This is a genomic window from Myxococcus llanfairpwllgwyngyllgogerychwyrndrobwllllantysiliogogogochensis (assembly GCF_006636215.1).
In the GTDB taxonomy this organism is placed as follows: domain Bacteria; phylum Myxococcota; class Myxococcia; order Myxococcales; family Myxococcaceae; genus Myxococcus; species Myxococcus llanfairpwllgwyngyllgogerychwyrndrobwllllantysiliogogogochensis.
The window spans coordinates 62,159-77,439 of record NZ_VIFM01000021.1; the positions used below are offsets into that span (position 1 = coordinate 62,159).

General features: G+C 70.0%; 13 protein-coding genes. 8 read left to right on the forward strand and 5 right to left on the reverse strand.

Features of this window, described 5'->3' with window-relative positions; translation table 11 throughout:
• The first annotated feature begins 2 nt into the window (after positions 1-2).
• The 3 genes from FJV41_RS07735 to FJV41_RS07745 are packed head-to-tail and all read left to right on the forward strand — an operon-like array spanning position 3 to position 3,695.
• On the forward strand, positions 3-1,133 hold the full coding sequence (locus tag FJV41_RS07735) for a glycosyltransferase (RefSeq protein ID WP_181790468.1): 1,131 nt from the start codon (positions 3-5) through the stop codon (positions 1,131-1,133).
• Positions 1,130-2,584, forward strand: coding sequence for a hypothetical protein (locus FJV41_RS07740; protein ID WP_246137072.1), 1,455 nt, complete (start codon positions 1,130-1,132; stop codon positions 2,582-2,584). Before FJV41_RS07735 ends, FJV41_RS07740 begins: the two co-directional genes overlap by 4 nt.
• Positions 2,553-3,695, forward strand: a complete 1,143-nt coding sequence (locus tag FJV41_RS07745; RefSeq protein ID WP_141641774.1) for a glycosyltransferase family 4 protein — start codon at positions 2,553-2,555, stop codon at positions 3,693-3,695. Before FJV41_RS07740 ends, FJV41_RS07745 begins: the two co-directional genes overlap by 32 nt.
• Before the next feature lie 6 nt (positions 3,696-3,701).
• Here the strand turns inward: FJV41_RS07745 and FJV41_RS07750 are convergent, their stop codons facing one another.
• Together FJV41_RS07750 and FJV41_RS07755 are read right to left on the reverse strand one after the other, a co-directional pair.
• Complete coding sequence (locus FJV41_RS07750) at positions 3,702-4,850, reverse strand: glycosyltransferase family 4 protein (protein ID WP_141641775.1); 1,149 nt, start codon at positions 4,848-4,850, stop codon at positions 3,702-3,704.
• 75 nt (positions 4,851-4,925) lie between these two features.
• Positions 4,926-6,143, reverse strand: a complete 1,218-nt coding sequence (locus FJV41_RS07755) for a glycosyltransferase family 4 protein (protein WP_141641776.1) — start codon at positions 6,141-6,143, stop codon at positions 4,926-4,928.
• Positions 6,144-6,445: 302 nt separating this feature from the next.
• Between FJV41_RS07755 and FJV41_RS07760 the strand changes: the two genes are divergently transcribed.
• Complete coding sequence (locus tag FJV41_RS07760; RefSeq protein ID WP_181790470.1) at positions 6,446-8,026, forward strand: serine/threonine-protein kinase; 1,581 nt, start codon at positions 6,446-6,448, stop codon at positions 8,024-8,026.
• Between the two features lies 1 nt (position 8,027).
• On the opposite strand, the gene FJV41_RS07765 is transcribed toward FJV41_RS07760, so the two are convergent.
• From FJV41_RS07765 to FJV41_RS07775, 3 genes are read right to left on the reverse strand one after another with little or no spacing between them, the layout of a single operon-like run.
• Positions 8,028-9,137: a glycosyltransferase gene (locus FJV41_RS07765; protein WP_141641786.1), complete on the reverse strand. Its 1,110-nt coding sequence runs from the start codon at positions 9,135-9,137 to the stop codon at positions 8,028-8,030.
• A 32-nt stretch (positions 9,138-9,169) separates the two neighbouring features.
• Complete coding sequence (locus FJV41_RS07770) at positions 9,170-10,345, reverse strand: glycosyltransferase family protein (RefSeq protein WP_141641778.1); 1,176 nt, start codon at positions 10,343-10,345, stop codon at positions 9,170-9,172.
• Between the two features lie 3 nt (positions 10,346-10,348).
• The gene (locus FJV41_RS07775) at positions 10,349-11,017 is read right to left on the reverse strand and encodes a class I SAM-dependent methyltransferase (protein WP_141641787.1); all 669 of its coding nucleotides are present in this window, start codon (positions 11,015-11,017) and stop codon (positions 10,349-10,351) included.
• A 197-nt stretch (positions 11,018-11,214) separates the two neighbouring features.
• On the opposite strand from FJV41_RS07775, the gene FJV41_RS07780 reads away from it, so the two are divergent.
• The 4 genes from FJV41_RS07780 to FJV41_RS07795 form a co-directional block, all read left to right on the forward strand.
• Positions 11,215-12,732: an oligosaccharide flippase family protein gene (locus FJV41_RS07780; RefSeq protein WP_141641779.1), complete on the forward strand. Its 1,518-nt coding sequence runs from the start codon at positions 11,215-11,217 to the stop codon at positions 12,730-12,732.
• A gap of 19 nt (positions 12,733-12,751) precedes the next feature.
• Positions 12,752-13,702 (forward strand): glycosyltransferase family 2 protein, encoded by a 951-nt coding sequence (locus FJV41_RS07785; RefSeq protein ID WP_141641780.1) that lies wholly within the window; start codon positions 12,752-12,754, stop codon positions 13,700-13,702.
• A 1-nt stretch (position 13,703) separates the two neighbouring features.
• Complete coding sequence (locus FJV41_RS07790) at positions 13,704-14,621, forward strand: glycosyltransferase family 2 protein (RefSeq protein WP_141641781.1); 918 nt, start codon at positions 13,704-13,706, stop codon at positions 14,619-14,621.
• Between the two features lie 176 nt (positions 14,622-14,797).
• The coding region (locus FJV41_RS07795; protein WP_141641782.1) for an ROK family protein at positions 14,798-15,281 on the forward strand (484 nt) is incomplete at its 3' end.

A 15,281-nucleotide genomic window follows, 5' to 3' on the forward strand; every position in this document is an offset into this window, starting at 1 on the left:
CCATGCGCGCGCTGCACGTCTACAGTGGCAATCTCTACGGCGGCATCGAATCCCTCCTCGTCTCGCTGGCGCGCGTGGCGGCGCGCCACCCGGAGGGCACCGTGCACGAGTATGCGCTGTGCTTCGAGGGACGCCTGGCCGACGAGCTGCGCGCCGCGGGCGCGACGGTGCATCTGTTGGGGCCAGCGAGGGTGAGCCATCCCTGGACGGTGTGGCGCGCGCGGCGGGCCCTGGGCGCGGTGTTGAAGCAGGGCGCGTACTCGGCGGCGGTGTGTCACTCAGTCTGGCCCCAGGCGCTGTTCGGTCCGGTGGTGCGCGCGGCCGGCGTCCCGCTGGTGTTCTTCCAGCACGAACCGTTGGCCGGCGCGCATTGGCTGGAGCGCTGGGCGAGCGTCACCCCCCCGGACCTGGTGCTGTCCAACAGCGCCTTCGCGGCGCGCTCGCTGGGGTCCGTCTATCCCCGGGCGGCCTACCGGGTGCGGCACCCGCTGGTCGCCGAGGCAGCGCGTGAGCTGGAGGCGGCGGAGCGGGCCTTGCTGCGTGCCGACCTGGGCGCGAGCGAGGACGACGTGGTCATCATCCATGTCAGTCGCATGCAGGCATTGAAGGGGCATCGGCTGCTGCTCGAGGCCCTGGGCCGCATGCGCGAGGCGCGAGGGTGGCGACTGTGGGTGGTGGGGGGCGCTCAACGCGAAGAGGAGGTGCGCTACGTGGACGGGCTGCTCGCGCAGTCGAAGGCGCTCGGGCTGCAGGGGCGGGTGCGGTTCCTCGGGCAGCGTTCGGATGTGCCCCGGTTGTTGCGCGCGGCGGACCTGCACTGTCAGCCCAACACGTCGCCGGACTCTTTCGGGCTGGCCTTCGTCGAGGCGCTCCAGGCGGGACTTCCCGTGGTGACGACCGCGTTGGGTGGCCCCCTGGAAATCGTGGACGAGACGTGCGGCAGGCTCGTCGCGCCCGAGGCCGGCGCGCTGGCCTCGGCGCTCCTTCGCCTGGTGGTCGACGCGGAGGCACGGCGCAGGCTGGGGGAGGGCGGGCCCGCTCGCGCGGCGAGGCTCTGCGCGCCCGAGGTCTTCCTCGCGAGCCTGGACGATGACCTGCGCTCCGTCATGTCCGTTTCCCGAGTGGCCGCGTGAGTGCTCCGCGCCCACCGCTCGGGGTGAGACCGGGGCTGCAGGGGCCGGGCGTGCTCGGGCGCAAGTTCGTGCGCCGCGCTCCGGATGTACCGCTGGAGGTGGTGACGCGGAGGGCCGAGCCCAGCAGGGGCCTGCTGTCGTCGGGCAAGCTGGTGCCGCTGTTCATCGGCCTGCTCATCTTCTGTCAGCTCGCCTTGCTCGTGGACGCCATCGGTCCGCTGCGCCTGGTGGTGCGCATCCTGGCCTTCGGCATGAGCCTGGCGTTGCTGGTGTGCGTGCCGGGACGGGGCCTGAGGCATCCGGCGCTGCCCTTCGTGCTGGGCTCACTGGGCATCACCGCGCTCAACTTCTTCAACCCGGGCACCGTCAGTCCACTGGGCGCGGCGGCGCAGCTCGGCATCCAGCTCTCCATCATCGCTCCGCTGCTCTGGGTGACGCGGCTGTCCATCGACCCGAAGGTGTTCCGCCTCACGCTCGCGCTGCTGTTCTTCTTCAACGTGGCGAGCGCGGCGGTGGGCGTGCTCCAGGTCTACTTCCCGGGCCGCTTCCAGCCCGCCGTCTCCTCCGCCGTGCAGTCGCAGGGTGACTCCTACCTGCGCAGCCTGGAGTTCGAGACGGCGAGCGGCGAGCGCGTCTACCGTCCCATGGGGCTGACGGACATGCCGGGTGGCGCGGCGACGGGCGCGTTCTACGCGGTGTTGCTCGGCAGCGGCTTCCTGCTGTCGTCGCGTCGCGGGCTGACGCGCGGGCTGAGCGGCGGTGGCATCCTGATAGGGCTGCTCAGCCTCTACCTGTGCCAGGTTCGCGCGATTGCGTTGATGCTCGTCGTCTGTCTAGCGGCCATGGCCTTCGTGCTCACGCTCACGGGCCGGGTGGGGCGGCTGGCGAAGCTGTTCGCCGTGGTGGGCGGGGCGGCTGTGTTCGCCTTCGGCTGGGCCGTCGCGGTCGGGGGCGACGCGGTGCAGTCGCGCTGGGACTCCTTGTTCGAGGCGAAGCCCGAGGATGTCTACCGCAACAACCGGGGGCGCTTCCTGGAGGGGACCTTCGAGCACCTGCTGCCGGAGTATCCGCTGGGAGCGGGCCTGGGACGCTACGGAATGCCCAACGCGTACTTCGGGGACAACTCCGACCCGGCCTACCCGGGCCTGTGGGCGGAAATCCAGTGGACGGCGTGGGTCTACGACGGTGGGGCCCTGGTGATGGTGCTCTATCCGCTGGGCCTGCTTGCAACGATGGCCTGGGTGCTGCGCATCGCGCGGCGGCGCGAGGACCTGGGTGAGGAGTTCTGGCTGTGGGGGAGCGTCATCTTCGCGTACAACCTGGGCGCGCTGGCGCTGACCTTCAGCTATCCGTTCTTCATGAGCCAGGTGGGCATGGAGTTCTGGTTGCTCAACGCGGCGCTCCTGGGCGCCTGGACTCATGCGAAGACCCTACACGCTCATCGCCGGTGACTTCGTGGCCACCGGTGGGATGGACCGGGCGAACCTCGCGCTGGCGCTCTGGCTGGCGAAGCAAGGCGGCCCCGTGCGACTGGTGGCGCACCGCGTGTCGGACGAACTGCTCGGCTTCCCCAACGTGCGCTTCGTGCACGTGCCCAAGCCCGCGAACTCCTATCTGCTGGGCGAGCCGTTGCTGGATGCCATGGGACGCGCCTGGGCCCTGCGCACGCGCGCCGAGGGTGGCCGCGTCCTGGCCAATGGTGGCAACTGCGTCGTCCCGGGCGCCAACTGGGTGCACTACGTCCACGGCGCCTACGTCTCGGAGCCGGTGGGCGGTGCGCTTCGCCGGCTCAAGGGGCGGGTGAGTCACCAGCGCTACAAGAACGATGAGCGCAAGGCGCTGTGGCGCTCGAACGTCATCATCGCCAACTCCGAGCGGACTCGAGCCGACCTGGTGGCGGCGACGGGCGTCCCCGAGGCGCGGGTGCACGTCGTCTACTACGGCAGCGAGCCGGAGCGCTTCCACCCTGTCTCGCTGGAGACTCGGAGCGCGACGCGCGCGGCGCTGGGTTGGCCGACGGACCGGCGGGTGGCGCTCTTCATCGGAGCGCTGGGCGACAGGCGCAAGGGCTTCGACACGCTCTTCGAGGCGTGGTCCCGACTTCATGCCCGAGGTGATTGGGACACGGACCTCAAGGTGGTGGGCGCGGGCGCGCAGCGCGAGGCCTGGGAGCATGAAGCGCGGGTGCGTGGCCTGTCGGAGCGCATCCAGTTCCTCGGGTTCCGAAGTGATGTGCCGGTGCTGCTGTCCGCCGCGGACCTGCTCGTGGCGCCGACGCGCTACGAGGCCTATGGGCTGGGGGTTCAGGAGGCCCTGTGCGCGGGGTTGCCCGCGCTGGTGAGTCGCGCCGCGGGCGTAGCGGAGCGCTATCCCGCCGCGCTGCGGGACTTGTTGCTGGACGACCCGGACGACGTGGCGGGGCTCGTGGGCGCGCTGGAGTCCTGGCGGATGAATGCGACCGCCTGGGCCGCGCCGCTGGCCTCGCTGTCGGAGTCGCTGCGCTCCAGGACGTGGGACGACATGGCGTCCACGCTCGTCGAGGTGATGGAGCGCGAGGGCTGAACGCGCTCAGCGGCTCGCCAGGACTTCTTCAAAGAAGTCCAGGTGGGCCCGTGCCACGACAGGCCATGCGAAGCGAGTGACGGCGCGCTCCCTGCCGCGCGCGGCGAGCTCGCGGCGCTGCTCGGGGCTCTCCAGGAGTCGGGCCAGCGCGGCGGTCCACGCTGGGACATCCGCTTCGGGGAGCACGAGGCCGGCGTCGCCCACGGTGCGAGGTATCTCGCCCGAGTCACTGCCCAGCACGGGCACCCCGCAGGCGAAGCCCTCCGCGAGCATGCGCCCGAACTGCTCCTTCCACCGAGGCGTCGTCTGGCTGGGCGCGCACAGCAGGTCCATGGCGTTGAGCGCGCGTGGCACGTCGCCGTGGGGAACGCCGGTGACGATGCGCACGCGGCCCTCATGGTGTGAGGCCCATGCTCGCAGGGCGCCGTCCAGGGGGCCTCCTCCCACGAACAGGGCGCGCCACGGCGTCTGGAGTCGGTCCAGGGCCGCCATCAACAGGGGGACCCCCTTCTCTTGAACGAAGCGTCCCAGGTAGCCGACCACGGGAGGGCCCGGCGCATCCCAGCCTTGCTCGCGCAGGAAGGCCTCGCCCGCGGCGCGGTGTGGACGGAACAGCTCCACGTCCACGCCCATGGGGATGGCGCGCGCGGGCCTCGCGGCATAGCCGGGACGGGTGGTGAGGAGCTCCTTCACCGTCTCGCCCCAGGCCACCCAGCCCGAGGCGCGCTGGATGACGAAACGCTCGGCCTGCGCGAAGGGCGGCGGGTAGCGCTTGAGGAGGTTCTGCGCCGAGCAGAAGACGAGGGGCGTGCGGCGAGGAGTGAGCAGGGCCACCTCCAATCCGGCGAGCACGTAGGGCTCCTCCCAGGAATGGACGAGGTCCACATCGCCCGCGAGACAGCCGCGCAGCTCCGGCCCGTACACGAAGGCATGCAGGGAGCGACTGAAGAAGGCGCGCACGGCTTCCAGTGTCGCGGCCTCACCTTCGTCGCGCTTCAAGAGGAGAGGGCTCAGGTCCCCCTGGAAGGAGCGGGGCGCCACGGCCTTCACCTCCCACGTCCCCGCTCCCACGCGCGCCAGCTCGTTGGCGAGGCGCCGGTTCAGGGAGACGACATAGGAGTGCGAGACGGTGACGAGTCTGCGAGGCCGCTTCACGGAGGCTCCCGGTCCACCGAGGACCGAACCAGACCCGCTCCACCGGGTCAAGGCACCAGAATGGACGGCGGCCCGTCAGGTGGACAGCAGCGCCTGGTACACGGCGAGCACCTCACGCGCGTAACGCTCGCGAGAGAAGCACGCCACCGCGCTCTTCCGGCCCGCCTCGCCCAGTCGCGCGCGCTCTGTCGCCTCCGACAGCAGGGGGCGAAGCGCCGTGGCGAGGAGGCGGGCAACACCCGGCTCGATGAGCCGGGCATCCACTCCGTCCGTGAGCGCCTCCGCCGCGCCGCTCGCGCGCGAGACGACGGCGGGCGTCCCGCAGGCCAGGGCCTCCGCGATGGTGAGACCAAAGGGCTCGCGGCGTGTGCTGGCGTGCACGAAGACATCCAGGGCGCGGTAGACGGCGGCCGGGTTGGCCTGGAAGGGCACCAGCCCGACCCGGCCGGTGAGCTGGTGGTGGTCGATGTACCGCCGCAGCTCATCCTCGGTGAACTGGGAGCCCGGGGTCCGGTACAGCGGCGCGCCCACCAGGTAGAAGCGCACCGCGAGCGTCGGCGCCTGACGCGACAGCAACGCGGCGGCTTCCAGGAAGACGTCATGACCCTTCCAGCGCGCATAGGTGGCCACCAGCCCCACGCGCAGCGTGCCCTCCGGAGCAGGGGGCAATCCCGCGAGCGCGTCCAGGTCCGCCGGGGCGCCCGGTGCGAAGCGCTCCGTGTCCACGCCGTTGTAGACGACGTGGACGGGGACTCGGCCAAGCACCGAGCGCGTGTCCTCGCCCACGGCGCGGGAGTTGGCGATGGCCGCCGAGGTCAGCGGCGCCAGCGTGCCCAGCGTGCGTCGCACCAGGGGGCGCTCGCTCAAGAAGTCGTGGATGTGCCAGACGCGCTTGAGCGGCAGGCCCGCCGTGACGGGGCTCAGCAGGTGGGTCTTGATTCCATTGGAGTGCAGCAGGTCCGGCCGCAGCCTCGCGACTTCGTGACGCAGCGCACGGCCGTAACCGGCGAGGAGCGCGGGCGCGGGCAGCAGGCTTCGCGCGAAGCGCCACGCCTCCCCAGGCCCCTGCCCACGCAGTGCGCTGTCGCCCAGGCCGGACAGCCCCGCTGGAAGCGGAAGGAGGCGGGTGTCGACGCCCACGGCCCTGGCCGCGTCCAGCAGCGGGCCCTCGGAGCCCGCGAGCAGGTGCAGGGACAGCCCCGCGTCCAACTGGCGCAGGCAGGCCATCAGGTCCAGCAGCGCGCGCTCGGCGCCACCCAGGATGCCCACGGGATTGAGGAAGAGGACGCGCACGCGCCTGGGACCGAAGCAGACCCCTCCGAACCCGTCAATCGCGCCCGTGCGTCGTTTCCGACCGCGTTCTGCTTGGGCGCGGGGGGGCTGAGATGGGTTTGGATGAAGTCAAGCCAGGCAAGTGAATCCAGGAAAGCCGCGTGTTACGGCGTTGCGATTGCCCTCGGTGAGATGGATTCCACCCAGGGGGCCGAGCGATAGTCCGAGAGACGATGAGCCCCTCTCGAAAATGCCCGCGCTGCGGAGCGGACCATCGACCGGGTGTCACGGTGTGCCCGCAGGAGGTGTTTCGCGTCGGAGTCGTGGCGCCGGCCGGTGCGTATCGCCCGGACGCGGAAGAGGACACGGACGAGGCCACGTTCAAGCGCGAGCGGAACATGTTGCCGGAGCCCGTGCGTCCCCTGGTGTCGGGGGTTCCCCCGGCGTACTCGGCGCGGGCGATGAAGTGGGAGGAGTCCGTCACCCGCGACGCGCTGGTGGGCACGAAGGTGGGCGACTACCTCATCAAGCGCCGCATCGGCCGCGGTGGCATGGGCATCGTCTACGAGGGAGAGCATGCGGTCATCGGGCGCAGGGTGGCCGTGAAGGTCATCCGCCCGGACTTCGTCGAAGGTGGCCGCGCGAGAGACCTGGCCACGGAGGCGCGTTCGGCGGCGGCCATCCGTCATCGCGGCATCATCGACATCTTCGGCTTCGGGACCATCCCCGACGTGGGGCAGTACCTGGTGATGGAGTACCTGGAGGGCGCACCGCTGGACGAGGTCATCCACCAGCGTGCCCCCATGTTGGAAGTGGAGGTCATCAGAATCCTCGATGCGCTCTTGAGCGCGCTGGCCGCGGCGCATGGGGTGGGCGTCATCCACCGCGACCTCAAGCCGGGCAACGTCTTCATGGTGCGCGAGGGTGATGGCAGCGAGTCCGTCAAGGTGCTCGACTTCGGCATCGCCAAGCGCAGCGAGGCGCCTTACGGCAGCACGCCCCAGACACACGCCAACGCCCTGGTGGGCACTCCCGAATACATCGCTCCGGAGCAGGCGTGTGGTCATCAAGTCAGCCCGCAGACGGACCTGTATGCCGTGGGGGTCATCGCCTACGAACTCCTGACGCGGCGACTGCCCTTCGAGGGTGAGTCGGCCATGGCCATCATCGTCCACCACGTCCGCACGCCACCTCCGCCGCTCTCCAAGTACCGGGAGGTGAACTCCGCGCTGGAGGCGCTGGTGATGCGGCTGCTGGCGAAGGAACCCTCCGAGCGTCCTGCCTCCGCGGATGCCGTGCGTCGCGAGCTGAAGCACGTCCTCGCGGGGTTCTCCGAAGGCGCCACCCGGCTCTCCGCGCCGCCTCCGGAGATGCGCGCGACGGAGCTGCTCCAGGCGATTCCCCAGGTGAAGGGGAAGAAGGGTGGACGGCGGGAGCCTCGCCGCCGGGGGCCCATCTCCGACTCCGAGCGTCCGACGAGCATCATGGTGACGCCCACGATGCTGCTGGAGGCGACGTCGCTGGACCACAAGCCGCTGCGCCCGCTGCGTTCGCGCAAGCTGCTGGTGGGCGGCGCGCTGGCCCTGATGGTCGTGGTGGGCGGCTGGGCGTTCCTGGCGCAAGCCCGGACGCGCTCATCCCGTCGCGACACGACGCGTGCGCGAGTCCAGAAGACCGCGCCTCGAGGAATGGGCACGGTGGTGCTCAAGGTGAACGGGCCTCCGCTCCAGGACGTGCTCGTGGACGGGAAGAGCCACGGCGAGAAGTACGTGCTGGAGCTGCCCGAGGGCACTCACCAACTGGAGGTGCGGGGCCCGGACCTTGGAAGGCCGCACAGCAGCTCTGTCGACATCCGGGCGGGTGCGTTCATCGAGCACCACGTGACGTTGCCCTCGCTCTTGTGATTCAGCGCGCGAGTCGCTGATACGCATCCAGGATGGCGCGCGTGTGCGCGGTCCAGGTGAAACACGCCGCGCGGGCGAGGCGACGGGTGAGCGGCGGCGGTGACACGCGTCCGGTGAGGAGGGAGTCGACGGTCTGCGTCCACGCGGAGAGGTCTCCGACGGGGCAGTAGAGACAGGTGGATTCGCCCACTTCGCGCAGCACGGGCAGGTCGCTGGCCACCACGGGGACGCCGCAGGCCAGGGCTTCGATGAGCGGGAGCCCGAAGCCCTCCGCCTCGCTGGTGATGAGCACGGCCTTCGCGTTGCGGTACAGGCCCGCGAGCGTGGACCGCTGCTGAAAGGGGGGTTGGAACAGGGCGTCGCCGATGCCAAGTCGAGCGACGTGCTCCCGCTGCGCCGAGCTCAACGCGCCCCCCTGCTGGACGAGGCGCAGGTCCGGGTGGCGGGCGCGCAGCGCGGCGAACACGTCGAAGAGCACGTCCAGACGCTTGCGCGGAATCGCGCTGCCGACATGCAGGAGGTAGGGCCGGCCCTCGAGGGGCGCGAGCACTTGCTGGCTCTGGTCTCCCGGGATGGCTTCGACGCGGTACTCGGGAGAGGTGCCCAGCGGGGCCCAGACGAGACGGGCGGGGTCGACCACGCCATGCGTGAGCAACTCGTCCCGGATTGTCTGGGTGTTGTGGAAGACGATGGCGGCGCGCTCGAGCCCTCGAAGCTGGGTCCTGGCCATGAGTCGGAACCACGCGGGCCGGGCTTCGCGGTGAGGTTCCACGACGGAGCGGAACGCATCGAGGTCGTAACAGAAGACGCCGGTGCGCGAGGCCGGGAGTGCGTGGACGAGTTGCGCGTAGCTGTGGTCGACGATGTGGAAGGCGTCGAACCGGGAGCGCGCGAGCAGCGCACGCGCCGGGTAGAGGCCGAAGCGGGTGAGGATGCGGTCGACGTTGAACGCCGCGCGCCGCGAGCCCAGGCGTGGCAGCCGACGGGCCACGGCCGGCAGGGGTGGCCGCAGGCCTTGGGCGGAGACTTCGCCAGGGAAGGCCTCCAGTCCATCGACGAGTGCCTCGCCCACGAGGTCCATGCTGGGCCAGCCCTCTTCGAGAGGGTCCATCAACACCGCGAGTCGGAGGGGCGTCGAGGACGTCACGGAGTGCTCCCTGGCGGGTGCAGGAGTGCTTCCACCGTGCGTTCCAGTGTGAATCGCTCGCGATACAGCCGGGCCGCGCGCGCACCCAATGCGGCGCGTTCCTCCGCGTGGGCCAGGAAGTATTCGGCGCACTCGAGCAGCGCCCCGGCAGTGGTGTCCTCCGCGAGGGCGACGGCCCGCGACTCGCGCCAGAAGGGTTCCGTGAGATGCCCGGTCTGGGTCACCAGGGGACATCCCAGTGCCAGCCCGGCCATGGAGGTCGTCCGGCGCGTGCTCACGCCATCCAGATAGGGCTGTATCAACAGGTCCACGGACGACAGGTGTGCCGACAGTTCGGCGGGCGCCAGGTCATCCCGCGAGGTGATTCGTGGGGCGAGCTCTGGATGTCGCAGGCCCAGTTCCTGGACGAAGCGTCGGCTGCCCCGTCCCAGCAGCAGGCCCTTGCGGTGTTCGTCCGCGCGCAGCAGTGGGACGAGGACCGTCGACAGGAGCTCGCTGATGGCGGGGTCGTACGTGCCGAAGTGGCCCAGCCAAGGCCCCGTCCCCAGTGACAGCCGTACTGCTTCACGCGTCTGTTCCGGAACTTCTGTTGGAAGCGTGCTGGGAATGGGGCGCCATTCCGCGCGATGTCGGACTCTCGCGGGCAGGTGCTCCGCCCATGACGGGATGGACACGAAGAGTCGCTCCGCCGCGCCGCCCACCATCCCTGCCATCACCCGTGTGACTCCCGCGAGCACTTGATGGCGCAGCGGAGACGTTGGCTTCCACGGGTAGACGATTTCGTGGAAGAAGACCCAGCGCTCGTCCTGGCGACGCGCGGCGAACCAGGCGCAGAACGGAACGTTCATCGCTTTCATGCCCAGGGCGTGCGGGACGTACTGGAGCAGCAGCCGCCTTGGCGTGGGACAGTGATTCAGCTCGCGCGTCAGGTGGCGCAGCCCCATCGGCGTGAAGAGTCCGGGAACGCGGTGCACCGTGACGCCGAGCTCCTCGCGTGCGCCTGACTCTCCCGGTGCCCAGACATGCACCTGCTGCCCTGCGTGGACGAGCGCCTGAGCCACCAGCCGGGTGTAGTCACTGACGCCGCCAGGCTGCGGTGGATACTCCCCGGTGAGCAGGTGCCACGAGACGGGCCTGTCACCGTCCCGTGGTTCGCCGGAGGAGGAGGTCACGGCTCAGGAGGCTTCCAGGTCGCGGACGGCGAGGAGTTGGAAGGCGTGCTGGGGGAAGCGCGTGGCGAAGGGCTCGGTGAGGATGGACAGCCGGCTGCCCAGTCGCGCGGGGCGGAGGCGGGGCAGCGCGAAGTCACCTCGCAGCGGCTTCCAGCCGCTCATGCCGGTGACGCGATAACCGCGCAGCTCGAAGTCATAGACCTCCCAGCCCGAGCGGTGGACCTGATGGACGTTGTTGTCCCATTCATCCTGGGGAAGAAACCCGTTGGGCGTGAAGATGACGACGCGCTTTCGCGCGAGTGACTCCATCATCTCCAGCAGTCGATATCCCTCGGGCTTCTCGAAGTGCTCGATGACGTCCAGCGCGATGACCGCGTCGAAGCTCTTGGGCGCGAAGTGCTTGCCGACCTCGAGCAGGTCCATGCAGTGGTACTCCTGATGGATGCCCGCGGCGCGACTGCGCTCGATGCTCGCCGGGTAGCCATCGACGCCCACGGTGCGCGAGAACAGGTGCGAGATTTTCTTCAGGGGTGAGCCCGAGCCGCAGCCGATATCGAGCACGCTGTCGCACGAGCCCACCAGCGTGTCCCGCAGCGTACGGTGGAAGACCTCGTGCTCGCTGACGAGCACCTCGCGCTTGAGGAACTGGAAGAGGGAGTGGCTCGGTGACATGCCCGGCGGACCGTAGCCCCGGGGCTTCCTGGGTGGCAACCACGCGTCGGGCACCCGAGCAGTCAAGCCGCTGACCCACTGTCCCGACGCCCTCGCATTGCTTGTGAGGGTGGGACGGCCCCGGTAGCATCGAGTGGGCGCCGTCCACCTGGGTCGGCCCTCGTCTTTGATGCCCGGGAGCGGGCTGTTCCCTTTCGATGACCGCGACCGCCGCACCTGACGTGGACACTGGCGACGTCAAGGCCCGTGCCCTGAAGGGCATGGTCGTGCTGATAGCGCGGACCGTGGCCTCGCAAGGCTTGCGAGTGGTGAGCGCCCTGGTGCTCTCCCGGCTGCTGTTCCCCGCTGACTACGGCCTGTTCGGCATCGTCGCCTATGCGGCCTCGCTGGGGGTGTTCCTGGGGGACCTGGGGTTGAGCGCGGCGCTGGTGCGTCAGCCCCATGAGCCCACGCGGGATGAGACCTTCACCATCTTCTGGTGCCACCAGGCGCTCACCGCCGTCATCGTCGCCGTCGTCTGCGCGTTGGCCCCCCAGCTCGCGGAGGGCTATGCCCTGGGCGAAGGGGCGGTGCCCATGGTGTGGGTCATGGCCCTGGGGCTGTTCTTGTCCTCGCTGCGCGTGATTCCGCTGATGGCGCTGGAGCGGCGGCTGGCCTTTCCGGCCATCGCGCGGGCGGAGCTGGCGGAGAACATCGCCCAGGTGGCCAGTACGTTGGCCCTGGCGGCGGCGGGCCTGGGGGCGTGGGCGCTGGCGCTAGGGTCCCTGGTTCGCGGCGTGGTGGGGTTGGTGTGCATCGGCTGGGCTTCGCCGTGGCGCCCGCGCGGGACGTTCCGGGTGGACGTGCTGCGGCGGCTCCTGGGCTTCGGACTGGCCTTCCAACTCCCCCCGCTCGTGGCGGCCGTGGTGGCGGGCTGGGTGCCGCTGGTGGTGGGGAGGGTGCTCGGCAAGGATGCCGTGGGGCTGGTGAACTGGGCCGTGGCGCTGGCCTCCACTCCGATGATGCTCAGTGTCGTCCTCAACCGCGTGGCCTTCCCGGCCTATTGCCGGATGCAGGATGACCCGGAGGGCTTCGCGGAGTACCTGCGCACCTCGCTGCGGCGGCTGGCCGTGGTGCTGTTGCTGACGCTCCCCGTGGCGGTGCTCGGGATGCCCGTGCTGGTGCCGCTGTTCTTCGGGCAGCGGTGGGTCGCCGCGGTGCCGTTGGTGCAGTGGTTCAGCCTGGAATGTCTGCTCATCGTGTTGACGGGCCTGCTCGCCACCGCGCAGAACGCGGGAGGCCGCCCCTGGGAGCGGCTGGCCGTCGTCGTGGGCGTGGGCGTGGTGAAGTGGAGTGTCGGTACGTGGGCCATCCACCGCTTCGGCCTGGCGAGCGTGGGGCCCATCGGGCTGGTGGTGTCGCTGGGGGAGGTCTGGGTGACGGCGTGGCGGGTGTCGCGGCTCAACCCGGCGCTGCGCGGGCTGGTGCTCCAGGTGGTGGAGCCGCTGGTGACCGTGGGGATGGTCGTGGCCGCGGCCTTCCTGGTCGTGCGCCTGTGGATTCGAGACGGTGGCTTGTCGGGCTGGGCGGTGGGGACGGTGGTGTTCGCGCTGCTCATCCTCGTGCGCGAGCGCCTGCCGGGGACGCTCTCGCTCCTGGGCGAGGTGCGCGACATCCTCGCGTTCATCCGGGCGCGGCGGGCCGCTCGGGCTGTCCCGGTGAGCCCGGTGTCATGAGAGGGACGTGAGGCATCCGATGACGAAGCCGGACCTGGTCATCTCCATCGTCAACCACAGCAACCCGGAGTTGCTGCACGACTGTCTGCGGACGCTGTACGCGACGACGAGGGAGTGCACCTTCGAGGTGTGGGTGGTGGACAACGCCACGGATGGCCGGGGCGTGGAGGCCATGCGGCGCGACTTCCCCCAGGTTCGATGGCTCTTCAACTCCGCTCGCAAGGGCTTCTCCGCCAATCACAACCAGGTGTTGCGACAGGCACGGGGTCGCCACTTCTGCATCTTCAATGACGACACCATCGTCCATGAGGATGCGTTCGATTCGCTCGTCCGTTTCATGGATGAGAATCCGCGCGTGGGCATGGCGGGTGCTCGGCTGTTGAACGCGGATGGCACCATCCAGAACTGCACCTTCCGGCCCATGTCTCTGTCCGGGCAGTTGTTCGACCTGCTCTTCCTACCGAGCCCGCTGCACTTCCTGAAGCGCAAGGACATCGACCCCGCGCAGTACGGGCACGAGGATGCCCGGGTGAGCTGGGTGCTGGGGGCCTGCATCGTCGTGCGGGAGGAGACGCTGGCGGAGGTGGGGTTGCTCGACGAGGAGCTGTCGCCCCTGGGCAACACGGAGGACACGGACTGGTGTGTCCGGGCGTGGAAGGCGGGCTGGGAGGTGGCGTTCTGTCCGGAGGCGGTGATTACGCACCTGACGAGCCGCTCGTTCCGTCCCTCCGCCACGGGGCCTGACAAGGTGCGCATCGAGCTGTGGCGCACACGGGTGGCCTACTTCCGAAAGCACCACGGCCGGCTGCGGGAGTGGATGCTGCGCGCCATCCTGGTGGGGACGCTTCCGTACAATTCGCTGGTGCTGACGCAGACGCTGCTGCGCGGACGCATAGCACTTCCGGAGTACCGGCGGCAGCTCGCCACCTTCCTGCGCATCTCCGAGATGGGGCTGCGGACGCGACTCTGACATGCCCTTCTTCTCCGTCGTCATCCCCACCTACAACCGGGCGCGGCTGCTGGAGCGGACGCTGGCCTCCGTGTTCGCGCAGGAGGAGCGGGACTTCGAGGTGCTCGTCGTGGACGACGGCTCCCAGGACGACACGCTGGAGGTCCTCGCGCGGCTGGGTGAGCAGGTAAGGGTGCTCCGGCAGTCCAACGCGGGCCCCGGCGCCGCGCGCAACCTGGGCATCCAGGCGGCCCGTGGCGAGTACGTGGTGTTCCTGGACAGTGACGACCTGTGGTTCCCGTGGACGCTGGCGTCGTACCGGCAGGTGCTGGAGGAGCACGGTGCGCCGACGGTGGTGATGGGCACGTCGGTGTCCTTCCGTGGCGAGGAAGAGCTGGCCCGGATGGCTCGGGAGCCCGTGCGGGCCTCGCTGTTCACGGACTATCTGGCGAGCGCCCTGGACCGGACGCCGCGCACGGCGTGTGTGTTGGCGGTGCGGACGGAGGCGCTCAGGCGGGTGGAGGGTTTCACGCCGCTGCGCATCGTCGCGGAGGACTATGACCTCCTGTTCCGGCTGGGGACCGAGCTGGGCTTCGCGTGGGTGCGGACGCCGGTCATGGTGGGCTACCGCAGGCACGACGGGTCCGAGTCGACGATGCTGGAGTCGAGCCACCAAGGAATGGCGTACCAGTTGATGCAGGAGCGACTGGGGCGCTATCCCGGCGGGGGCGAGCGGAGGCGCGAGCGACTGGAGATGTTGCTCTATGCCACGCGGCACGTCTCGCACGTGCTCGTCGAGCACAGGCGGACGGACCTCGCGGTTGATTTGTATCTGCGCGGCCTGCCGTTCCACCTGGAGGTGCCGCGCTGGCGGTACCTGCTGGGATTCCTTCCGAAGGTGGCGGTGACGCAGGTGTTCCGGCGCCTCAGGGAGCGTTGATCGAGGCCGCGCGGGCCCGCCCTCCCGAGCGACTTCCGTGTCGCCGCACGGTCGCACGCTCGCCCTGACCTACCGCTGCGCCAACGACCTGTCAGGCGAGCGGGTTGCGGAGGACGAGCCGAGACTGCGCATCTTCCATGGGACGTGCGCATGCGCGTGGCTGCCGGAGGCACGACATGGATGAGGTTCGCTCGGTGGGAACGGGGAAGGCTCGCGGAGTGCCGACCCATGGTGCGGCGAAGGCTTGGGGTGGCATCGACCTGGGCGGAACCAAAATCGAGGCGGTCATCATCGATGAGACGGGCAAGCCGATAGGCCATGCGCGCCATCCGACGCCGGTGCAGGGCAAGCCGGAGGAGGTGGTGCGGGAGATGTATGGGACGCTGGAGGAAGCGGCGGTGACGGCGGGGTTGTCCTCTCGGCGCCTCGAGGGTGTGGGAGTGGGGGCGCCCGGCGCGGTGGATGCGAGGGCGGGGACGCTGGCCCGGGTGAGCAACGTGGGGCGTGGATGGACGGAGCCCTACCCCATGGCGAGCGACCTCTCGAATCTGGTGCACGGCCGGGTGGTGTTGGGCAACGACGTCCAGGTTGCGGTTGTCGCGGAGTATCGCCTGGGGGCTGGGAGGCCCTATCGATCGGTGCTGGGGGTGTGGTGGGGCA

Bases quoted from the DNA above. Each gene is read 5' to 3' on its own strand.
- FJV41_RS07735 (WP_181790468.1), top strand. From the start codon at position 3: ATGCGCGCGCTGCACGTCTACAGTGGCAATCTCTACGGCGGCATCGAA.
- FJV41_RS07745 (WP_141641774.1), top strand. From the start codon at position 2,553: ATGCGAAGACCCTACACGCTCATCGCCGGTGACTTCGTGGCCACCGGT.
- FJV41_RS07765 (WP_141641786.1), bottom strand. From the start codon at position 9,137: ATGGACCCTCTCGAAGAGGGCTGGCCCAGCATGGACCTCGTGGGCGAG.
- FJV41_RS07775 (WP_141641787.1), bottom strand. From the start codon at position 11,017: ATGTCACCGAGCCACTCCCTCTTCCAGTTCCTCAAGCGCGAGGTGCTC.
- FJV41_RS07780 (WP_141641779.1), top strand. From the start codon at position 11,215: ATGACCGCGACCGCCGCACCTGACGTGGACACTGGCGACGTCAAGGCC.
- FJV41_RS07785 (WP_141641780.1), top strand. From the start codon at position 12,752: ATGACGAAGCCGGACCTGGTCATCTCCATCGTCAACCACAGCAACCCG.
- FJV41_RS07790 (WP_141641781.1), top strand. From the start codon at position 13,704: ATGCCCTTCTTCTCCGTCGTCATCCCCACCTACAACCGGGCGCGGCTG.